The organism is Bacillus ectoiniformans, assembly GCF_016908875.1.
Taxonomy (GTDB): domain Bacteria; phylum Bacillota; class Bacilli; order Bacillales; family Domibacillaceae; genus Bacillus_BX; species Bacillus_BX ectoiniformans.
Genome location: NZ_JAFBES010000002.1, coordinates 155,570 through 175,591 on the forward strand (window position 1 = coordinate 155,570; position 20,022 = coordinate 175,591).

General features: G+C 39.0%; 26 protein-coding genes and 2 pseudogenes. 10 read left to right on the top strand and 18 right to left on the bottom strand.

Going from position 1 to position 20,022, the window contains the following annotated elements; translation table 11 throughout:
- Positions 1 to 106 precede the first annotated feature (106 nt).
- From JOC78_RS03900 to JOC78_RS17700, 8 genes and pseudogenes are all read right to left on the bottom strand, one after another.
- Entirely contained in the window at positions 107 to 334 is a 228-nt protein-coding gene (locus JOC78_RS03900) for a hypothetical protein (protein ID WP_204553177.1), read from the bottom strand.
- Positions 335 to 404: 70 nt separating this feature from the next.
- Positions 405 to 551 carry a hypothetical protein gene (locus JOC78_RS03905; RefSeq protein ID WP_204553178.1) on the bottom strand — a complete coding sequence of 49 codons (147 nt, stop codon included), beginning with the start codon at positions 549 to 551 and terminating at the stop codon, positions 405 to 407.
- 168 nt (positions 552 to 719) lie between these two features.
- Positions 720 to 1,046, bottom strand: coding sequence for a hypothetical protein (locus JOC78_RS03910; protein ID WP_204553179.1), 327 nt, complete (start codon positions 1,044 to 1,046; stop codon positions 720 to 722).
- 501 nt (positions 1,047 to 1,547) lie between these two features.
- Positions 1,548 to 2,426 carry a hypothetical protein gene (locus JOC78_RS03915; RefSeq protein WP_239586985.1) on the bottom strand — a complete coding sequence of 293 codons (879 nt, stop codon included), beginning with the start codon at positions 2,424 to 2,426 and terminating at the stop codon, positions 1,548 to 1,550.
- A gap of 80 nt (positions 2,427 to 2,506) precedes the next feature.
- Positions 2,507 to 2,677: a hypothetical protein gene (locus JOC78_RS03920; protein ID WP_204553180.1), complete on the bottom strand. Its 171-nt coding sequence runs from the start codon at positions 2,675 to 2,677 to the stop codon at positions 2,507 to 2,509.
- A 359-nt stretch (positions 2,678 to 3,036) separates the two neighbouring features.
- On the bottom strand, positions 3,037 to 3,135 hold the full coding sequence (locus JOC78_RS17805; protein WP_420829897.1) for a hypothetical protein: 99 nt from the start codon (positions 3,133 to 3,135) through the stop codon (positions 3,037 to 3,039).
- 650 nt (positions 3,136 to 3,785) lie between these two features.
- On the bottom strand, positions 3,786 to 4,766 hold the full coding sequence (locus tag JOC78_RS03930; RefSeq protein WP_204553181.1) for a putative phage abortive infection protein: 981 nt from the start codon (positions 4,764 to 4,766) through the stop codon (positions 3,786 to 3,788).
- Positions 4,767 to 4,850: 84 nt separating this feature from the next.
- Positions 4,851 to 4,922 (bottom strand): annotated as a pseudogene (locus JOC78_RS17700) (XtrA/YqaO family protein); the annotation flags it as partial.
- Positions 4,923 to 5,153: 231 nt separating this feature from the next.
- On the opposite strand from JOC78_RS17700, the pseudogene JOC78_RS17705 reads away from it, so the two are divergent.
- A pseudogene (locus JOC78_RS17705) lies at positions 5,154 to 5,225 on the top strand (SAM-dependent methyltransferase); the annotation flags it as partial.
- Positions 5,226 to 5,310: 85 nt separating this feature from the next.
- Here the strand turns inward: JOC78_RS17705 and JOC78_RS03940 are convergent.
- Positions 5,311 to 6,483, bottom strand: a complete 1,173-nt coding sequence (locus JOC78_RS03940; protein WP_204553182.1) for a SidA/IucD/PvdA family monooxygenase — start codon at positions 6,481 to 6,483, stop codon at positions 5,311 to 5,313.
- Positions 6,484 to 6,703: 220 nt separating this feature from the next.
- Here JOC78_RS03940 and JOC78_RS03945 point away from each other — a divergent pair, with 220 nt between their 5' ends.
- From JOC78_RS03945 to JOC78_RS03970, 6 genes are all read left to right on the top strand, one after another.
- Positions 6,704 to 6,853: a hypothetical protein gene (locus JOC78_RS03945; RefSeq protein ID WP_204553183.1), complete on the top strand. Its 150-nt coding sequence runs from the start codon at positions 6,704 to 6,706 to the stop codon at positions 6,851 to 6,853.
- Positions 6,837 to 7,679 carry a prohibitin family protein gene (locus tag JOC78_RS03950; protein ID WP_420829898.1) on the top strand — a complete coding sequence of 281 codons (843 nt, stop codon included), beginning with the start codon at positions 6,837 to 6,839 and terminating at the stop codon, positions 7,677 to 7,679. The genes JOC78_RS03945 and JOC78_RS03950 overlap by 17 nt, the downstream gene beginning before the upstream one ends.
- 307 nt (positions 7,680 to 7,986) lie before the next feature.
- Entirely contained in the window at positions 7,987 to 8,202 is a 216-nt protein-coding gene (locus JOC78_RS03955; RefSeq protein WP_204553185.1) for a hypothetical protein, read from the top strand.
- A 218-nt stretch (positions 8,203 to 8,420) separates the two neighbouring features.
- Positions 8,421 to 8,597 carry an aspartyl-phosphate phosphatase Spo0E family protein gene (locus JOC78_RS03960; protein WP_204553186.1) on the top strand — a complete coding sequence of 59 codons (177 nt, stop codon included), beginning with the start codon at positions 8,421 to 8,423 and terminating at the stop codon, positions 8,595 to 8,597.
- A gap of 89 nt (positions 8,598 to 8,686) precedes the next feature.
- On the top strand, positions 8,687 to 8,890 hold the full coding sequence (locus JOC78_RS03965) for a cold-inducible protein YdjO-related protein (protein WP_204553187.1): 204 nt from the start codon (positions 8,687 to 8,689) through the stop codon (positions 8,888 to 8,890).
- A 180-nt stretch (positions 8,891 to 9,070) separates the two neighbouring features.
- Positions 9,071 to 9,244: an asparagine synthase gene (locus tag JOC78_RS03970; protein WP_204553188.1), complete on the top strand. Its 174-nt coding sequence runs from the start codon at positions 9,071 to 9,073 to the stop codon at positions 9,242 to 9,244.
- Between the two features lie 99 nt (positions 9,245 to 9,343).
- Here the strand turns inward: JOC78_RS03970 and JOC78_RS03975 are convergent, their stop codons facing one another.
- Complete coding sequence (locus JOC78_RS03975; RefSeq protein ID WP_204553189.1) at positions 9,344 to 9,568, bottom strand: hypothetical protein; 225 nt, start codon at positions 9,566 to 9,568, stop codon at positions 9,344 to 9,346.
- Positions 9,569 to 9,839: 271 nt separating this feature from the next.
- Between JOC78_RS03975 and lplT the strand changes: the two genes are divergently transcribed.
- A complete protein-coding gene (gene lplT, locus JOC78_RS03980; protein ID WP_204553190.1) occupies positions 9,840 to 11,024 on the top strand; it encodes a lysophospholipid transporter LplT in 1,185 nt (394 codons plus the stop codon).
- A 45-nt stretch (positions 11,025 to 11,069) separates the two neighbouring features.
- Here the strand turns inward: lplT and JOC78_RS03985 are convergent, their stop codons facing one another.
- On the bottom strand, positions 11,070 to 11,396 hold the full coding sequence (locus JOC78_RS03985) for a four-helix bundle copper-binding protein (protein WP_204553191.1): 327 nt from the start codon (positions 11,394 to 11,396) through the stop codon (positions 11,070 to 11,072).
- A gap of 92 nt (positions 11,397 to 11,488) precedes the next feature.
- On the bottom strand, positions 11,489 to 12,346 hold the full coding sequence (locus tag JOC78_RS03990; protein ID WP_204553192.1) for a patatin-like phospholipase family protein: 858 nt from the start codon (positions 12,344 to 12,346) through the stop codon (positions 11,489 to 11,491).
- Positions 12,347 to 12,737: 391 nt separating this feature from the next.
- On the opposite strand from JOC78_RS03990, the gene JOC78_RS03995 reads away from it, so the two are divergent.
- A complete protein-coding gene (locus tag JOC78_RS03995) occupies positions 12,738 to 13,295 on the top strand; it encodes a GNAT family N-acetyltransferase (protein ID WP_204553193.1) in 558 nt (185 codons plus the stop codon).
- A gap of 181 nt (positions 13,296 to 13,476) precedes the next feature.
- Here the strand turns inward: JOC78_RS03995 and JOC78_RS04000 are convergent, their stop codons facing one another.
- Entirely contained in the window at positions 13,477 to 14,283 is an 807-nt protein-coding gene (locus JOC78_RS04000; protein ID WP_204553194.1) for an ABC-2 transporter permease, read from the bottom strand.
- On the bottom strand, positions 14,280 to 15,164 hold the full coding sequence (locus JOC78_RS04005; RefSeq protein ID WP_204553195.1) for an ABC transporter ATP-binding protein: 885 nt from the start codon (positions 15,162 to 15,164) through the stop codon (positions 14,280 to 14,282). The genes JOC78_RS04000 and JOC78_RS04005 overlap by 4 nt, the downstream gene beginning before the upstream one ends.
- Positions 15,165 to 15,327: 163 nt before the next feature.
- On the opposite strand from JOC78_RS04005, the gene JOC78_RS04010 reads away from it, so the two are divergent.
- Complete coding sequence (locus JOC78_RS04010; RefSeq protein ID WP_204553196.1) at positions 15,328 to 15,930, top strand: TetR/AcrR family transcriptional regulator; 603 nt, start codon at positions 15,328 to 15,330, stop codon at positions 15,928 to 15,930.
- Here JOC78_RS04010 and JOC78_RS04015 read toward each other — a convergent pair.
- From JOC78_RS04015 to JOC78_RS04030, 4 genes are read right to left on the bottom strand one after another with little or no spacing between them, the layout of a single operon-like run.
- Positions 15,917 to 17,365, bottom strand: a complete 1,449-nt coding sequence (locus JOC78_RS04015; RefSeq protein WP_204553197.1) for a phytoene desaturase family protein — start codon at positions 17,363 to 17,365, stop codon at positions 15,917 to 15,919. The two genes, JOC78_RS04010 and JOC78_RS04015, sit on opposite strands and share 14 nt — an antisense overlap.
- Positions 17,362 to 18,459, bottom strand: coding sequence for a glycosyltransferase family 2 protein (locus JOC78_RS04020; protein ID WP_204553198.1), 1,098 nt, complete (start codon positions 18,457 to 18,459; stop codon positions 17,362 to 17,364). Before JOC78_RS04020 ends, JOC78_RS04015 begins: the two co-directional genes overlap by 4 nt.
- Entirely contained in the window at positions 18,456 to 19,175 is a 720-nt protein-coding gene (locus tag JOC78_RS04025) for a lysophospholipid acyltransferase family protein (protein ID WP_204553199.1), read from the bottom strand. Before JOC78_RS04025 ends, JOC78_RS04020 begins: the two co-directional genes overlap by 4 nt.
- A complete protein-coding gene (locus JOC78_RS04030) occupies positions 19,172 to 19,924 on the bottom strand; it encodes a carotenoid biosynthesis protein (RefSeq protein ID WP_204553200.1) in 753 nt (250 codons plus the stop codon). The genes JOC78_RS04025 and JOC78_RS04030 overlap by 4 nt, the downstream gene beginning before the upstream one ends.
- Positions 19,925 to 20,022 lie beyond the last annotated feature (98 nt).

Here is a 20,022-nt window from a genome sequence, read left to right on the forward strand (position 1 = left end):
CCTCCCGTGATGCCTCGCTAAAAATGTCCATAAATAAAGAGAGGTACTCTTGAACTAACCTGAATTCAAAAGCCCTCTCTCGAAGATTTGCAAGGAATTTACTGTTTTACCGCGGTTCTTTATTTAATGTGTTCACTTCATATACTTTACGCTTTAATTCTCTTTCGAAGTCATCTCGCCATATTTCTAAATATTCCCGGTTTGGTCCACCTTCTACGATTTTATCGACTACTTTATCTAGCCGATTCTGAACGTGATCCGACAGATCATCTATCAGATCAAAAAGTTTAAGTAGCCTTTCAGTCATTTTGTACTGGAGCTGAATAATATCCAATTCTTGATTAACCGTTTTTAGTACCCGGCGTCTATCCTGAACAATAACTTCTTTTTACTTCTGCTGTTCTTCATTTTGGAATATGAGAAATCTTTTCTCCAGCCCAGTCACAACATTCTTCAGCAATCTGTCTGGTCGATTTCGGAGGCTCAGAACGAATACCGTCCAGGACGATTACTTGCCAGCAGAGTTTTTCTATTTTTGTTTGCATTGCCATGTAACGTTACACCTCATGTTTTGTTTCGTTTGTAATGGTTCGTTTTAACGTTACAAGCGAAACAGAGAAAATTATTAGATGAAGTGATTATTTAAACCGCTCTTTCACTCCTTGGCTTGTAACGTTAGAATTTGTCTTGGAGGAAAGAAAAAGCACCGCTATGGGTGCTTACTCAGTAATGTATTTACTTCGGATAGAAGTTTTGTACTGTTGAATCAATTTACTAATAGCACGCGTATCTGGCGCATTAACAACAGATGCAAGAATTTGATCCATAAGATCATAGTCAGACTCTGATATGCTTTCTTCACGAATATGCCCATTGTAAATTTCCATGGAGTAGGACACTGCAGCTTTTACTCTGGGTAGCAGATGATCTTCAAAATAGTCAGTGTTAGCCAATGTAGCAGGATCTCCCCACCTATCTATTTCTCGTTCAAGTGCAAATTGAAAAGCTCCTCTTACAAAGTGTTCATACGTTAGTTTCTCAGACATTCATATCATCCCCTTCCCTACATATTTCTAGGAGAAAAGACTTAATCCTTCAATTACTTTTCGACAATTTAATTATAAAACCGCCAACGCAAGAATAGCATAAGATTTAGCCTTTTCATATATAGGTGCAAGCGTATTACAAAAATTTATACCAAGAAAAAAGCACCCATATAAATGGATGCAAAGTGTATTAAAGTTTCTTCATGAATTTGGCGAAAATGTATATTGAAAAGAATAATACATGGTAACCAAAAAGATAATTCCTGACAAAAAGTTGCTTATTTCATAGGGAACTTTTAAAAATCTTAGCAACAAAAAACTCATTAAAAAAGCTAAAGCACAAGGTATAATAAAAGCTATTATTTTTAAACCCATATTATTAAATAATTCAGTAACAAAACCAGTATCCATAATTTCTCCTTTTTGCTTACCATTTCGACCAACACATATATTTCCCTCTACAGAACCTCCTCCCTGGAGGATGCTATGCTAGTTTACTCTTTATAATTCAACCGTTGCTCTAAAGCTTCTAAGCTCTTGCCTTCTGTTATATACTTCTTGTGAAATGGTATCTATGCAGGTAATCACTTGTGTTCTATGGTTTATTCCTCTGATTATAAATCTACTAAATGAACTTCTAGAAAGAACCTCGTTGTTACCTTCCTCATCCCATATATTTATTTGTTCAATCCTTGCTCCTAAAACATTCAACAGACTTATTGCAATAGGAGATAGCCTTAAGTCACCCTCTCCACCTTGCCCAGGAGCTTTTAAGATTACCTCGTATGTAACGCTTTGATCAGTATTCCAGCCCTCAACCCATTTTTCATTTAAAAGTCTATCCTCAAAAATTTCAACATGTTGCAATAAATTTCGATTTGCGTTACTTATTTGCATACGCAAAAAACTAACCCGGTTATTATAAAAGGCGTGTTCCAGCTCTTCATCATTAATTTCTCTTTCGATGTCTAATGTGTTGAATACAGAATTGTAAACATTTTCAAAAGCTTCATTTAGCATTACTCTCATCCGTGTCATAGTTTGGTGCTTGTTAAGATTATTTGCAGGATAATCCCTATTTTGAACTATCATTCTTTTTTCTTGAAGGTCAATCGCTACCATTGTATTTATAAAAGGAGCAACATCGGCAATGAAAGAATTTTTCTCATCATCTATAGTAATAGTATCCGACTGATGTTCTTCACTAAAACAAAACGTAATGATATTCTCGTCCAAATCAATTTCATTAGTTATACAATATTCAAACCCATGCTCACCAGGGACTATGGACATACTTCTTAAATAACGAAACAATTCATTAGCCCCTTCTGTTAAGTCATTAGAATAGGTTAATTGATACACTCTGAACTCCATTTTCATAAAAAACCTACCTCCATTTATTTGAGATAGGTTTATTTTACCATATATTCAACTTTTCTGACAATTATTCCCCTTCAATATTAACAAGTAAATACTTCATCAGAACCAATCCAAGTTTCCATTCCATTTTCAAGAAGGACTTTTACCTCAGTTCCTAATTCGCCTGAAATAATACCTGTAATCATACCTTGCTTACCATTTAATTCCTCGTTACTAGTTGAAATAATTTCTACATTATCATTAACTGCCATTAAATTTCCTCCTCTAGTATGAATGATGTGATGATTAATTTCCATTTAGTCAATCTTACTCCTATTTAAACATTATTTGTTATTGTTTACAATTAGTTATCTTTTTTTGCAATTTTTATTTTCTTACAAGAAACGTCAAATTTTGGCTAGCTCCGACTTTTTTCTATAAGCACCTACCTGTCCTAATAGCTAATTTCAACCATTTTGATGATCTCGATTAATATATGGCAGTTTTATCTCCAATTCATGATTGTTCCTTCTCTTTAAAAATATTATTCTCATATATAGGTGGCAAAGGGAGGACAAAAAAGAACCTTTTTAAGCTAAGCAGCAAAGGCTCTTATTCAATCGCTTTGACATTATAAGTCCTGCACGTTCATGTTTGTCTGGACCGCAGATTTTTTCACATTCAATAATTCAGCAATTTCATCGTATGTGTACAGTTGTACCTTTTTCAAAAGGAAAATTTCTTTTTCTCGTTTTGTCAGATTTGATAGTGCGTCTTTAATTCACTCAATATCCACTGCGGACACTGGCGATTCATTATCCTTCTTCAGATTACTTGCAAAAGCATCCATGATTCGTGAGTCCTTAAAAATGATAATCTCAAATCCCGCCGATCATATCCTCTATTTACTCAAGAAAAGACGGCCGACTTCTAACCACTCGATGGTAAATTCTAAACCGAAATCATACCACTGATCAATTTTTTGGCATCAAGCTGCTGAGCAGATAGTTTAGGATCTTTGGCTTCATCATTTTGTAGATATGCCTTGTACATTTTCCTTACTTCCTAAAGCTCATTTATATTCAAAGATTAAATCCTGCATGTTTCAGCTCTCTTTCATTTTTTTATTTATAAGCTCCTCCACGACCTCGTTTTAGCATTCACATGTTAATGCCCATTAAATCCGCTAACTCTCGTTAAGTGAGCGTCCTCGACTTTCTAACGGTTTGTTTTCTTTTTCGTTTCTTGCGAGGCTTTTCTGACCGCGGCACATCGATTTCACTTATAACACCTCTTTTTAGCAAATAAAAAAGGACACCAAGCTTTAAAGCAACTGTAAAGCTACTCTAAAGTTTTGTGTCCTCCCGATGGCTGGTAGAACTATTTATTAATTTCTATTAACTTTTTGTATGCTTTAAACTTGTCCATACTCTCCTTTAGAATAAATACTTCTTGAGACATATCCTTTTTTTGTGTCTCCTCAATATCTAATACATCATGCTTTATTATTAAATTCTTAAATTTATGATTTTCACTATAAAGTGAATTAATAAGTATTAACTCAAATTCAGCATTAGACCATTGGGCTCTTAACATTCCAAAATAATATTTTTTGTCACCAATTATAGGTTTCCTGCCAGTTTCTTCTTCTATTTTTTTTTGTTCTTCTTCGTCATTTGCTACATTATTAACTATAAACTTAACTATTCGGTAGTTATTTCTCATATAATGTCCTATGTTATTGCCGTATGCAGCATGAAAATCTCCGTATACTTCATCTAAACTCTCTTGGGTTATAGTATTAGCGTTTTTGAAAATTTTCTCAGTAAACCCTTTTAAAATAGAAGAATGTGCATAGGATCTAAAGCCTTCTTCAGGATATTCAAGTTTAAATTGCCTAAAGGCAAACTTATTTTCATAGATTTTTTTTAATTCCGTAATTGCCTCGCGACCAGTAAGTGGGTCACCGCCCTCAGCTAGTTTAATATTGTTAACGATTTGATGATGTAGAGACAGCATGTTAAAAAAAGCGTTATCTATCTGTTGGACTTTTGCTGTATTATTCCCCGTTTCAAATTCGTTCCGTGTTAACTTTAACTCTCTTCGTTGCAATCTTAACTCTTCTTTTTGCATAATAATTGCTGCTGTAACTAGAGTAATGCTTGCAAGCGACAACAATCCTACTGTAGTTCCTCCAAAAAAATCACCTACTGTACCTAAATTTTGAAATTCTTTCAATGCAAATTTACTGTTGCTGACTTTCATAATTATAAAAGGTATACTTAATGCAATTACAGCAATCAATCCGCCAATAGCGATCCACCAGTTCTCTTTTTTCTTATACCATTGTTTCTCACTCAAAGCTTTTTCCCCCATCCCACTTGACCTCTTAACTTTCACCTGGTGCGTGACGATTCGCGTCTCCCCATGCTGCGGCAGATCCGCCACTTTCACCTTGCCATCACAGATGACAATAGCCTTGTTATATAATTCCATTATATCCAATTCTAGCAACATTGTACTAGTGGTAACTTTTATCTCTGTTAATCTTACAAAAACCCTTCCCGATCTGTAAAAATAAAGGTACCAAGTTTATTAAATGGTCGGGAGGAATTCTTGCTTTTTTACTTTCTAAAGTTACTGACACTCGGGCAAGTAGCAAAATGAGAAGTGAATGCTGTTACTATCTGGCCATCAGCTGTAACAAAGGTTTGTTTTTGCATATCCGCCACCGGAGAAGATTCATAGCTGGCTAAAAAATATGGAAAGTTAGATGAGTTGTGGCCACATGACATTAACCAAGGTTTTAAAGAATGCATATAAGTACTTAAACCTAACGGGATGCTGATTTTCAAATGGAATGAGGATGCTTTTTAAGATTGTTTTTTTTCGCCCAAAAAACAAGCTATATACTCGAAACAATCCTCTCCGCTGCCATCCTTGCGCCGGAAATGTTCCGCGCTGCCGGTCCCACAACTAATTCTGCCAAAGCACCCGCTACAAAAAGGTGAGGACACCATTCTAAATCTTTCGACACGATGGGATATCCGCATTCCGCGCATGTGAGGTTTTCATTTTGTACAAGAGGTTTAAGCCATTCCTTTCCCGGCATGGATGGTTCAAATCCGCTCGCCAACAGAATCGTTTGCGGGCTTAATCTCTCTCCTGATTTAGATAATTCCAATGTGAGTGTTTGGGCATCTGTTTGTATAGATGATTCATTGATTTCATCAAATACGATCTTTAATTTTCCCTGCTTTTGAAGAGAGCAGATATTACGGTAGACATCATTAGGCAGCGATCCCCTGTTCCTTGCATTTTTAATTTTGTCTCTTCTTTCTTTAAAACAGGCTAATTGATCAAAGGATCGTAAATATTTTTGACCAAGCCAGCCCGGGTCGCTGTCAAAAGCATGGAGCCGGAAAGGATGACGGGTTACCATTGTAACTTGTCCCGGAAATTGTTTGCTGAGCTTAACTGCCAAATGGGCAGCAGATATTCCCCCGCCTACGATAAGAAAAGGCGGTGAAAAATCGTCTGTCCTTTTCACTTCCTGATCAAAGATATGATAAATGCGAGACGGGATTGCTTTCTTTACTTCTTTTGCCCAATCTGGCCAATGCGGCTGTTCCGTGACGCCGATCGCAATGACCACATTTTGTGCTGTTAGCCGCTCCCCGTCTTCTGTTTCCAATACCCAATGTCCTTCTTTTTTCAATCCCTTCACCCTTCCTTGAACCCAGCATTTCTCGAGCTTTATGGCCTGCAAGGATTGATCGCAGTGATCATTGAATAACTCAAGCGATGGACGCTTATAGTTTCCATAGAAATGATTCAGCTCATAGTGTTTCTTGCCATAAGCATGAAGACTGAATGGTGCAGCATCTATATGATGGACGAACGGAGAGCGAAGATAAGGCATCTCAATCAAACCTGTCATCCTTTTCCAATTAGATAATGGTTTCTCATGGGGATCAATGATGCTCAATTGATCTACTGTCGTTTTTCCGCTTTTCAATAAAAATGAAGCGACCGTGCAGCCTTGCACTCCCCCGCCAATAATCAGCCAGTCTTTCACGAATAATTACCTCCGATGCTCATAAATCATAATTATTACGATTTATTTTGTTTTTACTTATACTAAATCGTAATCATCCCTTTTTGCAAGTGATAATTATCCTCGCCTATTCATAAGTTAGCAATAATAGCTGGATTTTTTATCTATTATTCTCATATTTAGCATATGATGGGTGATTTTTACGTTAAAGAATGTAAGAATAGTAGCAGGAGGTGAAAATGTGAAAGTCATGATCGGTTCTATTATTATCGTGATCTTGATCTGCATCGGAATTTGGCTGATGTTAGCTCCTTCCTTCAAAAAAGTAGGAGAAACAGCTGAGAAAATCAAAAGTAAGTTCGAGGAGGATGAAAATGGAGGAAAAAAATAAACAGCTATCAGGCAAGAACCGTAAAGTGCTGGGGGCCGTTATTGTCGCTGCCGCCTTAGGTATCGGAGTCTTGGTGCTTTCCCTTTTTATTGAAAAAATCCCCAATGGTTATGTAGGGGTAGTGTACAGCCCTAATGGAGGCGTACAGAAAGAAACACTTGGACAAGGCTGGCATTTAGTCGGTTTGTTTGACAAGGTAACGAAATACCCTGTCCGTATGCAGACCGTCAATTACAGTGATATTGAAGTGGCTACTTCTGACGGGAAAAATGTGACGATTGATTTTGCCTATAATTATAATATTCAGCCCGACAAAGTGGTGGACGTATTTAATAAATTCGGTCCTGTCGAAGTATCGGAAATTGAAGCTTCTTATTTAAGAACCCGGCTGTGGGATGCCGGCCGAAAAGCGATTGCGAAATACTCAGTTATTGATACATATGGGGAAAAGTCATCAGAAGCGGCAGTAAATGTGCAAAAATTATTCGCGGAAGACATTAACAGCCTCGGATTTACCGTAGATAACTTGACGCTTGGTGTACCAAAGCCTGATAAATCAACTCAGGCAGCCATTGACAAAAGAGTAGAAGCCGCTCAAGAATTGGAACGAAAACAAATCGAATTAAAGATTGCCAAAGCGGAAGCTGAGAAAAAACAAATCGAAGCGAAAGGAATTTCTGATTATAACGAAATCATCAAGAAGTCGATATCTAAAGAAGTCATTCAAAACAAATGGATCGAAAAATGGGACGGCAAAATGCCGAAAGCGACTGGATCGAATCAGCTGATTGAAATACCAATTGGCGAGGGTTCTGATTCACAATAAATCTTTAAAAACCTCTCTATTCTTAGGGAGGTTTTTTACTTAAATTTGACTAACACTATCTCCGTGCTCCCTACTGTTGCAATCACTGTGCCGATTGCTTGAATCCATACCCCCCACTTCATATAAATGCTTGAATATATTTGTCATTCTCTTCGCTCCGCCTAGGATTCATCTTCAATTACTATTTTGTTCGAAGCAATGCGCTTCTCTACTCTAGGTTTTTATATTATTTTTTTACCAGTTAAGGTAAACGCCTCTTTCTCTTTCATCTCTTGTACATATATTGATAAGGAAAGGAGGGAACATCATGACTCACAACCATCACTACCACAAAATCTTTTTATTCTTAGCTTGTATTGCGGCTGGCTTCGCATTAATTTTTGTAGCTGGATACTTAGCACCGACATTCTTGGCTCCACTAGCAATTGTTGTATTAACGATTGGTGTCATTGCAGTAATCATCTTCGCTCTAGTGCTCATTTTTGCAGGCTTTAAGCATCTTTTCCATTATTACAGACACTAATTAAGACAGGCAATGTGCGAAACTTAAGTTTCGCACATTATTTATGAAAAATCCCATTAAAATCCAATATCTGCTCCAATTCGTTTGCAGCTGTTAAGAGATTATGTAACATTAATAGAAGTTTTGTCGAACGCCTTCCAATTTTCAATAAAATTTTGCATAATACTTTTTGTTGTAATTTTTACATAAAAAAATTTTATTAGGAGAAATGAAAAAAGATGAGAACTTCTGACAATTTCCACAAACTAACTGCACAAATCAACGTGATACGCGACCTCATGATTACAACAGGATTAACAAAAGGATTAGATAATCAAGAAACATTGAAATACAGCGAAGAATTAGATAAACTTATTAATAAATACCAGCTATTAAATCACTCATTCAGGCATTAAATCCGCCTTATAAAAATATAATCTTATGGGTATAGTACATAGTATGAGATAATGTAGAGGTATTAAATATAAAATGAGGAAGTGATCGGATGTCTTATTATAATAAAAAACGTGAAGAACCTTTAGAAAGTGAAGATATCGAAACGTGGGAGTGCGTGTCGGACGACTGTAACGGATGGATGAGAAAAGACTTCTCACAAAATGACCCAACTTGCCCATTTTGCAAAAGCGAGATGAAAAGCGGAACACGATTCATTAATTTTCTAAAAAATAATAACTCTGCTAAGAAATAATTGGCCTGTGCAAGGTGAATGCAGACCCTATTTATAAGGTAGATCAGCACAAATGGAATGTCAGCGATCTATTGACGCAAGCATTCTTCATTCCCTCATGTATATTCTATATCAGGACGGACAAATTATGGTTGGTGGCGAAAACCTCACCCAATTCTTCATCTTACGGAGGGAAATGACATGGATATTCGTGAAGGTTTGATTCCAACAGCATTAGGTACTGCCGTAACAGCCGCAGGTTATGCTATGAAACAAGACCGTAATTCGAATAAAATGGTCGCTAATACGGTTTTCGGCTTTGGTTTAGCCCACATCGTATTAGGCTCAATTGACCTGATCCAGCACCGTCACTAAATAAGAGAAAAGGGTGTCCCAAAAGCTTTTACTTTTGTGGACACCTTTTTTTATTGCTTTGACTTTTTAACCTCTAACCTATTTTAAGAGGAACCTCTATCACACTTCTTTTATTTTCACCAATGAAGAGAGATGACTAATCGGACAGATGCCATATTTGGACAGATCCTCATATTTATAAAAGGCATAATCCTTCCACAAATGCGTCTCCACTGACACTTGGCAGTTCTTATCCAAGCTAACAAAAATGAAATTCTCTTCTAGCAGCTTATTAAGCTCCGCACTAGTCTTCACTTCTTTAAGCAAAATGCAATCATTCGACATATCCTTTCCTCCTGTATTCTCACTTTCATTCATATTTATGATGGTTTGTAAGAAATATGTCTAAAGCTTACCTTCCTTTCACAATTACCCTATAAAAGTAAAAATAACCTAATTATCATAACATTCCGACAAAACACACGAAAAAAATAGAGAAATAAAGGATTCCGACCTAATGCAGTCGAAGAATACAGAGATCGGCAATAGATTATTTTCACTTAACATACATATACTTAATCATCGATAAAATATCCATAAGCGAGGATGCCTTCATATGAAAAACACTCGATCTTTACGAGCATTATATACCACGCAATTTCTGTCCGCCTTAGCAGACAATATGATTCTTTTTATCATTGTGGAGATCTTGAAACAAAAAGGAAGCGAAGACAATCTTGGCATTGTCCAAATGGCCTTTCTGCTTGCTTATGTTTTATTAGCTGCGTTTGTTGGGCCATTTGCGGATAAGAACCATAAGAATCAAGTTCTGCTGATTGGCAACCTGATTAAATTAGCGGGAATTATATGTTTTATATTGGGGGTAGGAGAAGTCATCAGTTATTTTATTGTCGGGATCGGCGCAGTCATTTATTCTCCTGCCAAATACGGCTTGTTACCCGAGTTATCGGCTGATGATGAACAGCTTCATAAAGCCAATGCTTATATAGAAGCCTATACGATTGTATCGATTCTCGCCGGAACTGTTATTGGAGGTATCGCAGCGTCTCAATCATTAACGATCGCTCTCGGCTCTGTGCTTGTTCTCTACCTGTTGTCCATAGTGGCAGCTTTATTCGTTCCAAAAACGGCGGTCAATAAAGAATTAGCCTATACGCATGCCGTACGGGATTTCTTCGCTGATATAAAAATATTGTTCCAGATCCCTAAAACAGCTTTTTCACTTATCGGCACCGCCTCATTCTGGATGAGTTCGGCTGTCTTGCGCATCGCAGTTATCGCTTGGATTCCTGCCGCTCTTAACATTACAGAAACGGATCAGCAATCGATGATCTTTGCATCCGTTGGCTTAGGAATTATTATCGGCTCGCTTCTGACTCCCTATATGATACGGGCGTCTGCCTATTATTTAGCTTACCGGTTTGGATTAGTGATGGTTGTATGTATGTTGATCCTGCCACTCACTTCTAACCTATGGCTGTCCGTACTTTTGCTGTTTGTGATCGGCTTTTCAGCAGGAGCGTATGTTGTACCAATGAACACAGCCGTTCAGCAAGTTGGACATATACGGGTAGGTTCAGGCAAAACAATTGCTGTGCAAAATTTTTGCAATAATCTCCTTATGCTGATCGGCACTGTGATCTATACGATCCTTTTGAAGAGCGGAGTAGATAATCAGCTATTAATGTATGGCTTGGCGTTTTCTATGGCTGGGTTTGTCTTTTACCTGATCAGCCAGTTAAAAAAAGTAAAGCCTGCTGAAAATCAATCCATATCATAAAGAGAGACTGGCACAATTTTATGGCCAGTCTCTCTTTCATTCTTATTAAGCTGCCATCTTTCGGCATTCCTCGGCACATCTAAAGCACGCTTCTGCACATCTTTGGCAATGATCATGATCATGCTGTTTGCATTCAGAAGCGCATGTGTCACATATTTCAGCACAAAGCTGGCAAATCTGTTTGACAAACTGGCTATCGCGCTGCATGGCCTGAGCGGCATACGCACATATTTCTGCACACTCCCGGTCAAGCTCGATGCATTTAGCCATGTGGGCAGGATTCTCTTCTGTTAGGCAGGCGTGATAACAATGATTACAGGCTTCCAAACACTCAAGACAAGCTTTTAAGCAATCTTCATACTGTGTGTTCATATGTGTCCCTCCTCATTAGTAGTTCTCTCCTATGGCTTATACCCTTTCTGAAACAGATCAATCATAGAAGCTGTCTTCATCCTCATTCTCATTTATACATTAGTAAGCCAATCCCCAATGGCTGAATAAGATTGCTTCGCATCTTGATACCCCTGTTCGTAGAGGGTGCTAAGCCTTTTTTGATTTCGCTCAATCCGGCTGACTTTTAACTGTTCAGTCGGCCGAATGACAAATGCCCGATTTTCCTCTTCCAGTTTTTCTACATAGTCCATCGTCTCGTTATACACCTTCCACTGGTTTTCCAGCACTTTTAAGATGCCGGGGTAGCGGGCATACTTTTTTCTTGCCAGAAAATGAAAACGGGAGGATGTTTTACGATACCCGTGATTCCTGGTTAAAATGATGACATTTTTTTCGTATCCATCTCGTTCTGCTTTTTTGACCGGAATGGGATCACTCATTCCCCCATCAAGCAAATGGCGTTCCTTATATGTAACGATCGGTGCCATAAACGGCAGCGAACTCGAAGCCCGAATCGGCGTCAATAGATTCTCCTGATAGTCTTTCCTGCTGAAATACACCGGTTCACCTGTATGGCAATCGGTCGTTCCGACAACAAATTCAGCTTCGTTTTGTTTAAATGCATCATAGTCAAAAGGAACAATCTGGTTAGGAATGATATCAAATAAATAATCCATTCCAAAAAATTCTCCTTTTAGAATTAGATTGCGGTAAGACATATATTTTCGGTCTTTGACAAAGCCAATATTCACTTGTTTATTTCTTCCCCATTGCTTCGATAAATAGGAAGCCGCATTGCAAGCACCTGCAGAAACACCAATAACATACGGAAACTCCAATTTCTTTTCTAAAAAGAAATCCAGCACGCCTGCTGTGTAAATCCCCCTCATTCCTCCGCCTTCAAGCACCAGTCCTGTTTCTCTTGCCATCTCGCACCATCTCCTGATTTCTTTCATATAGATATAAGGATTTCTTGTATCTTTCCTTTGTTCATTGCCTATTCTTTTCTTATTATTGTAACAAAATAACAGCCGAAATAAATTCTTTTGCCTTTGTAAAAAACAGCCGAAAAATTTTTTGCTTTTTGGCTAAAAAATTTACATTTTCCCTATTCTCAAATGGATAAAAATTTTGTATTATAATATCAGAATGACAAAAAGGTATAGGGAAGGCAAATGGTGCGCCACCAGCTTCTTTAGCTGGTTCTAGTGGGTTCGATTCCCACCCCGAAATTTTTTATTCATATTCAATTGATGAAAAATTTCGAGGGTGGATTTCGGACACTATGGGACCGAACTGCCCTCATTTGGAGGGAGTATTATGTTAAAGAAGCGCGATGTACATGACAGCCATGTATTATTCGACATGATGACGCATCCGGATGTCTTCCCTTTTGTGCGTCAAAAAGCCCATTCCTATGAAGAGTTTGTGTTCGTTACGAAGCAAACGATCGAGGCCGAAGAAAGAGGAGAGTTAATCTCCCGTACCATTACCGATGAATGGGGCAGCCCAATCGGTACGATTAACCTGTATGACATCGACCAGAATGCTGGATTCCTCGGCACGTGGATTGGCAAAGATTATCACGGCAAAGGATATAACGCACCAGCGAAAGAAGCTTTCTTTCAAGAGCTGTTTTTTGAACTAGGCATTGAAGCAGTATTCATGAGAATACGTAAAGTCAATATCCGTTCAAGAAAAGCGGCCGAAAAATTGCCGTATGCTATTCTTGCCAACGAGACACGTCCAGCCATTTATGCTGAACTGAATAAAGACGAAGATGTGTATGATTTATTCGAAATCCCTAAAGATCTATTTACTCTTCACCATATGCGTACTCTTCAAGAAACTTCAGAAGAGCAAGCGATGGAAGCGTAGACTTACACTCTAAATTCATTCCTCTCTCAATTATGTGCTTACAGCCCATGATGGTTCCAACGGCCATCACCCATCCTTGTGATTGATACGAAAGTCAGCTTAACTCCACCATAGCCATATTCGGTTCAACACAAACCTAATGACCCTTCAGCGTCCGCTGAAGGGTTTTCCAATTTTCTTTTTAAATGCTTAAATCCCGCCTAGTAAACTTCTGTACAGCCAGAATATAAAGAACCGTTCCACAGGCTGCAAGCCCTATGACCGTACCCCAAAACGGGTAATCTTCCGTCAGTAATTCAGAGGTGTTAAATACAGTGAATAAGGTGAAATACTGCAGCCAGTCTAGTGAATCACTTAGCTTAGCAGCTAAATCTAATACATAGAATAATAATGTCAATCCTGCCGATAAACTTAAGGCCTTTTTCTCATCATGGGCACTCGCTGAAAAATAAAATGAGTAACTGCTAATTACATAAAAAAGCAAAAAAGCAATCAAGTTTAATTTGACAAAATCAATGATTTGAAAATCGGCACTGTCTAGAAACCAAAATGCTCCACCAACGCCTGCACCAAGTGTAAGTCCGACAATTAATATCAAACCTGTCAGTAATACAGCGATTTGTGTAAAGGCAATCTGCTTTCTAGAAACAGACGCAGAAATCAAATAGGCTATAGAACCTTGTTCAATAAGGCGCGCCATCAACTGTGACGCCGTCATGATCGAGTATATGGAAAGAATGATAATAAAGATCAAACCATAGAACTTTCCTGCGATAAAATCTGTAAGTGTTCCCATGCCATTTTCTAAACTGAAAGCATCCACCCAGCCTTTAGGCATTTGTTTAATAATCTGATCCATCTCTTCTGAACCTGCAATAGACGGGAACACACTGATAATTAACAGCAAATAAACAGCTGCCCCTGTCCCATAGCTCCACATGCCTTTCGCATGAATCTTCAGCATCTTTTTATATAATGGCAGATTCATCGTTCATCCCCTTTTCTGTCGTAGAAATTCATAAAGACGTCCTCTAATTTTTGAGCATGAACATCCAAGCTTTTCACGCGGCATTGGGAAAGTTCCTGAATCAGCTGATCAAAATTTCCTTTAACGGTGACTCTTACGCGATTCGGTCCAATAGCTTCTCCATTGAAGGCAGAGACAAGATGCTCTGTTTGAAGCTGATCTTCTACTGTCACTTCCACTATTTTCTGCTGATAGGACTGCCATTCGGACACTTGTTTAGATGACACGATATAGCCATCCTTAATGATCGCCGCTCTGTCGCATGTTCTCTCAATCTCCTGAAAGCTATGGGAAGAAAACAAGAATGTCGCACCTCGCTTTTTTTCTTCGAGTACAAGGTCAATAAACACCTGCTGCATTAATGGATCAAGTCCTGACGTCGGTTCATCCAGAATAATGACGGATGGACGGTGCATAAACGCAGCAGTTATAGCCACTTTCTGCTTCATTCCTTTTGACATTTTGCGAATGGGCACAGTGACATCAAACTGAAGCCGTTCGATTAATTCTTTTTCATAAGAACGGTCCTTCAATCCCCTCATTTCTGCCATGAGATGTAAAAATTCTCGTCCGTTCATTCCTTCTATAAATGCAATCTCCCCCGGCAAATAACCTACTGACTTCTGAATATCAGCCGCATTTGTCCAGCAATCTAGACCATTAATTGTCGCAGTGCCTTGATCCGGCTTCATAAACCCCATTAACATTCGAATTGTTGTGGATTTCCCCGCCCCATTCGGTCCGAGAAAACCGAATACTTCACCCTCGCTGATCGTAAATGACACATCAAAAATCCCTTTTCCATTTGGAAATTGTTTAGTTAAACCATTTAATTCAATCATGCCGATCACCTCCACGGTAAAGTTTTGAAATTTAAGTTAAACAATATTTCATTTTTATTGTATGACATCCCTCTAAAAACCGCAACATAATTTTGAACTTTATATTTGCCTTTATTTCAAAAAATGACATAATAGAAGAAGGAAATTGGGAGAGGTGAGGAAAATGGATGGGTTCCAGAAAAGAACGGAAGCAAAGAAAAAACTAATAAAAACAGCAGCTTTTTCCCTCTTGCAAACAAGTGAAGCCAAGTCGATAAAAGTCAGTGACATAGCGAAAGAAGCTGGCGTGTCGCAGGTCTCTATATATAACTATTTTGCCAATAAAGACAACTTAATAAGAGAAGTGATGAAAGATTACCTCAATGATCAAGTCAAACAAACAAAAGCGGTGTTTGAAGGAGAATGGCCATTAAAAGAAAAAATTGAATTCATGGTGTTTCAAAAGAAATCTTCTTTTCAAGAAATTCCCCCCTCTGTTTTTCAATCTCTGCTTTTAGAAGATGAGGAGTTAAAACAGCATACAGATCAATTGTATATCAATGAAGTCCTGCCTTTCTTTACGAAAATGATCCAAAAAGCGCAAGAAAAAAAGGAAATCAACCCTCATGTGTCGATTTCCTCGATATTATTTTATCTTGGGGCTTTCAAAGAAGCAGGAGAAAAGCTGCAGTACGGTCAACTAAGTTTAGCTGAGACAGAACAGTTAACTGAAGAATTAGTGCAGCTGTTTTTCTATGGTTTAGCTGTTCCTCCTACCTCGGAATAGGTGTCATCATTCCGCTGATCGTGACCATTGGACTGCCGCCTCCGGGATGTGTGGTGCCGCCAACATAGTGGATATTTTGGATATCTGGGTGAGCATTCATCGGTCGTAAAAACGAATTTCTCATGCTATGAGAGGAGATCCCGTACAGAGCACCTTTATATGCGGAAAATCGGCTCGTAATATCTGTTGGCGTAACGATTTTTTCCGCGACGATCTTTGACGAAAGGTCGAGTCCGAAGTTTGCCAGTTTCTTATAGACCACTTCTTTATACGCTTTTGCTTCCTCCTGTGACATTGGCCTTGCCGGGGCATTGACTAATATAAAAGCATTGCTTCCCTTTGTCACATCAGGATCCGTTGAGGCGCTATGGCTAATGTAGATAGTTGGATCTTTGGGCATTTGCTTCTTCTTGAATAACTGCTCAAACTCTTCCTGATAATTCTCAGTAAAGTAGACTTGATGATGCACAAGATTAGGGTTTCTTTCTTTTAATCCTGCCATTATGACATAAGCCGAAATGGAGGGCTCATAGTTATCTAGCTTTTTATTCGGGTAAGCCGGCCGATCTTCTTCGACGATCAGCTGCCGTGTAGCCGTAATAAAGTCTCCATTCACCACTATAAAATCCGCTGCAGCTTTTTCTCCAGATAATAATTCAACCCCAACGGCTTTTTTATCTTTCACGATTATTTTTTTCACTCTTTGATTTAAGTGCAGCTCACCCCCAAGTTCCTTAAAAGCACGAGCAAATCCTGCGGCTATCTTCGTATTGCCGCCTTTTACATAATACACGCCTTCATTCATTTCTAAATGGCCAATTAACGCAAAGGTAGCTGGACACTTATATGGAGATGAACCGATATACGTCGCATAGCGATTAAATGTTTGTAAAACATGAGGGTGACTGAAAAAGCGGCGGTGAAAATGATCCATCTGCTCAAACGGCCTGACTTTGACTAATGCTTTCGCAAGACCGGGAGAAAGATAGTCTTTCCATGAAGTAAAGTTTCGATAGAAAAATTGATCTTCCGCCAAATGATAGAGCCTTTTCACTTCATTTAAATAAGAATGATAGTGGTCCGCTGCGAAAGGATCGACCTTCTCCAGCTGTTTCGTCATAACCTCTGCATTAGCTGATTGCCACAAAACTGATCCATCATGAAAATAATTCTTCGTGTGATCAGTCAGCTTTTCAAATTCGAAGTACTTCTCTGGAGCGAAACCGGCAGACGACAATACACGGTTAAACACATGCGGCATAGTCATCGTATTAGGTCCGAAATCAAACGTATATCCCGCTTCTTCTACCTTCATCATTTTCCCGCCTGCATGGCTGTTTTCATCAAATATTTTCACTTTTACTCCATTCGCCGCAAGCTTAATCCCGGCAGCGAGCCCTCCAAGCCCGGCACCAATTACAATCGCTTCCTTCATACATATTTCCTGCCCTTCCACTCATAGCCCTTACCTGTATGGCTTTGTTTCATAGATGCAAACATGAGGATTATTAAAGCTGCAGCTGAAAATGGCATATAAATAAAGTGCCATTTCGATTGGTTGCTCGCAGCATCCACAGCAAACACTTGTAGATAAGTGATGACCAACGGGGCTAGATACAGCCAGTCATGCAGCGCCAAACCTGCTATCGCCAGAATAAATGGCAGGACGTAAAAGCTGAAATAAAAAACAGCTGCAGCTGCTGCCATAAGCGGAGATCTGCCTAGCCCCGCATATATATTTTTTAAAAACCCTTTCCATACTTCCTCATTCGTTTCATACATATAGCACGCAACAGACGGCGAAATATTAGTAAGAGTGACCCTTTTCCCGCTCTTTTTCATTTCACGGGCAATATGGATATCCTCCACTAAGGAGTCCTTCACCTTCTGATGCCCACCCATGTGTCTATAAGCCTTGCATTCAAAAAACATAAATCCTCCGTGAGCGGCTGTAGACGCTGGAAATAGAGTATAGTTAGCGACTAACACGGGCAAGTGAAAGAAGACAATAAAGGTTTGCAGGGGGACAAGTAGTTTCGCTAGCCACGTGTGAACTGGAAAATGGGCAAACCCTGTCACTAAACCGGACTGATGCCTTTTCATGACGAATAATGCCTGTTGAATGGTGTTGGGCTTGATTCTTACATCGGCATCAAGAAATAGAAGATAGTCTCCATTCGCTGCCTCGCTTAGCTGATCACAAGCATGAACTTTTCCCACCCAGTCTTTCGGAAGCGGCCGACCTTGGATCACTGTAAATCTTGAATCCGATTCTGTATATTTTTTTAAAAGCGCGGGTGTTTGATCATTTGACTGATCGTCTATAATGATGCATTCCCAGTGAGGGTAAGTCAGTGCCTGAATTGACTCTATGCAATCTTTAACATTGCGTTCTTCGTTCCTCATTGGAATCAGTATGGACACTCTTCCGTCTGCTTCTTGATTTTGATCTTTTAATCGAGGCATAGATAGTATATTTAAAATGGTCCCCAACAGAAAAGTACATAATATTATTATGTAAACTGTCATTTGATCCCTCCCAACTGTTTCCACCACTGTAGCCACTCACTGATCGTCTTTCTGCCATTGACGAGGATTCGATAATGAGATCGCTCTCCCTCCATGGCATGTTCTCTCACTTCATCCACTAATCTTTCCAGACGATCGGCTAATTCTTCCGTTATTTGGTTCTTCTCTTTGTGCGCCAATTTCTCTCCGTTAACCGCTGTTCCGATTTTAATAAACAGCTCCGGTTTTTGATCATGCATAAAGGTATAATAAAAAGCGATGGGATAAACCTCTATACCCGGCTGCTTATCTATTAAATAGGCTGGACCATTCATAAAATGAAACGGGCGTTTCTCTAAATGTTCTTCCTTCCCTTGAGGAAAAATCCAAATACTCTTTTCTTCTTTTATTAACTCGATCGCATATTTCAATGAGGCAAGCAGCTTTTTAGGTGAATCTGATACGGGAAAAGCACCGATCTTGCCGAAAAAGGGAAATTGCTTAAGTCCATCCTCGCTCATCATGCTATAGCTGTCTTGCTTCGTGACGGCTTCATTTAAATAAAAGATGACCAGTCCATCCCACCAGTTTGAATGATTGGGTAGAAAAAGTTTGCTACCTTTTGTGCTGCTCCATGCCTGATCATTGATATGCACCCGGTAAAAATGTTTTTTCAGCAAGAATTTTACGTACGGACGGAAGAAGCGGATGAAGAAAGCATTTTTTCTCGACTTCATGACATAAGCCTCCATTTTAATAACAGGGTGCCAATCAAAAAGCTCAGCGTAATCATCACTGCCAGATACAACTGTCCGGCCCAGGCTGTGACGATAAACATAAAGATGACAAGAAAGTATAGCTGTTTCATTTTCTTATCAAGTGCCATTTCTTTCTTAATCGGCCTGATTCGAATAAGCAGTAATATGAGCGTATGAATGACAAATGCGGTCATAAACCAGCCAGCAAAATTTTTAAATGGAATATCGTAATACAAGCCTCCACCCTCCCATATCCAATACTGCTTCAGTACAAAGGCGACTGGATCGATAATTAAATCCATTGAAACCGCCAGGAGGGATGCAATGAAAGGATAATAGATGATTCTCCTGCCGAGAGATGCGGGGGCAGAAAGTGTGATGGCAAGACCAGTCGCGATCACCATGATCCACGCGAATCCAATCGTAAAAGGCACCCCAAAAAGCTGTAGACCAAAGTCTTTTTCATAATAATAATGGCCAAATATTAAACCATACTTTACACCGAGAGATTCAGCAAACATTGTGCCAATGATAATAAAGATTGAAAGGATACTTCCCAGCCTCTTGCCGAATAAACGAACAAAGTACATGATAGCCAAGCTGCCCGCAGCGTATAAAAAGACAGCATTTGCCCACTCCAGCCATGGCGGCAGAAGATCGAACGCCACGAGAATGACGCCGCACACATACCAAACAAGAAAAAATCTCCATATGTGTTTTTCAGCCATCTTTTCACCTCCTGATGGTACAAATTATAAAGTCTTCTTTACAGGATGAACAATTTAAGTGTTTTCTTAACTCTTCTGACCCTCTTTCAGCTTCAAAA

What these genes read in the sequence shown, in the direction of transcription:
- JOC78_RS04015 (WP_204553197.1), bottom strand. Translation starts at nt 17,365, where the DNA reads ATGAAGGAAGCGATTGTAATTGGTGCCGGGCTTGGAGGGCTCGCTGCC.
- JOC78_RS03915 (WP_239586985.1), bottom strand. Translation starts at nt 2,426, where the DNA reads ATGAAAATGGAGTTCAGAGTGTATCAATTAACCTATTCTAATGACTTA.
- JOC78_RS03920 (WP_204553180.1), bottom strand. Translation starts at nt 2,677, where the DNA reads ATGGCAGTTAATGATAATGTAGAAATTATTTCAACTAGTAACGAGGAA.
- JOC78_RS03990 (WP_204553192.1), bottom strand. Translation starts at nt 12,346, where the DNA reads ATGGCAAGAGAAACAGGACTGGTGCTTGAAGGCGGAGGAATGAGGGGG.
- JOC78_RS03955 (WP_204553185.1), top strand. Translation starts at nt 7,987, where the DNA reads ATGACTCACAACCATCACTACCACAAAATCTTTTTATTCTTAGCTTGT.
- JOC78_RS03910 (WP_204553179.1), bottom strand. Translation starts at nt 1,046, where the DNA reads ATGTCTGAGAAACTAACGTATGAACACTTTGTAAGAGGAGCTTTTCAA.
- JOC78_RS04010 (WP_204553196.1), top strand. Translation starts at nt 15,328, where the DNA reads ATGGATGGGTTCCAGAAAAGAACGGAAGCAAAGAAAAAACTAATAAAA.
- JOC78_RS03975 (WP_204553189.1), bottom strand. Translation starts at nt 9,568, where the DNA reads ATGTCGAATGATTGCATTTTGCTTAAAGAAGTGAAGACTAGTGCGGAG.
- JOC78_RS04005 (WP_204553195.1), bottom strand. Translation starts at nt 15,164, where the DNA reads ATGATTGAATTAAATGGTTTAACTAAACAATTTCCAAATGGAAAAGGG.
- JOC78_RS03965 (WP_204553187.1), top strand. Translation starts at nt 8,687, where the DNA reads ATGTCTTATTATAATAAAAAACGTGAAGAACCTTTAGAAAGTGAAGAT.
- JOC78_RS04020 (WP_204553198.1), bottom strand. Translation starts at nt 18,459, where the DNA reads ATGACAGTTTACATAATAATATTATGTACTTTTCTGTTGGGGACCATT.
- lplT (WP_204553190.1), top strand. Translation starts at nt 9,840, where the DNA reads ATGAAAAACACTCGATCTTTACGAGCATTATATACCACGCAATTTCTG.
- JOC78_RS03995 (WP_204553193.1), top strand. Translation starts at nt 12,738, where the DNA reads ATGTTAAAGAAGCGCGATGTACATGACAGCCATGTATTATTCGACATG.
- JOC78_RS04000 (WP_204553194.1), bottom strand. Translation starts at nt 14,283, where the DNA reads ATGAATCTGCCATTATATAAAAAGATGCTGAAGATTCATGCGAAAGGC.
- JOC78_RS03960 (WP_204553186.1), top strand. Translation starts at nt 8,421, where the DNA reads ATGAGAACTTCTGACAATTTCCACAAACTAACTGCACAAATCAACGTG.
- JOC78_RS03970 (WP_204553188.1), top strand. Translation starts at nt 9,071, where the DNA reads ATGGATATTCGTGAAGGTTTGATTCCAACAGCATTAGGTACTGCCGTA.
- JOC78_RS03905 (WP_204553178.1), bottom strand. Translation starts at nt 551, where the DNA reads ATGGCAATGCAAACAAAAATAGAAAAACTCTGCTGGCAAGTAATCGTC.
- JOC78_RS03985 (WP_204553191.1), bottom strand. Translation starts at nt 11,396, where the DNA reads ATGAACACACAGTATGAAGATTGCTTAAAAGCTTGTCTTGAGTGTTTG.
- JOC78_RS04030 (WP_204553200.1), bottom strand. Translation starts at nt 19,924, where the DNA reads ATGGCTGAAAAACACATATGGAGATTTTTTCTTGTTTGGTATGTGTGC.
- JOC78_RS03950 (WP_420829898.1), top strand. Translation starts at nt 6,837, where the DNA reads ATGGAGGAAAAAAATAAACAGCTATCAGGCAAGAACCGTAAAGTGCTG.
- JOC78_RS04025 (WP_204553199.1), bottom strand. Translation starts at nt 19,175, where the DNA reads ATGAAGTCGAGAAAAAATGCTTTCTTCATCCGCTTCTTCCGTCCGTAC.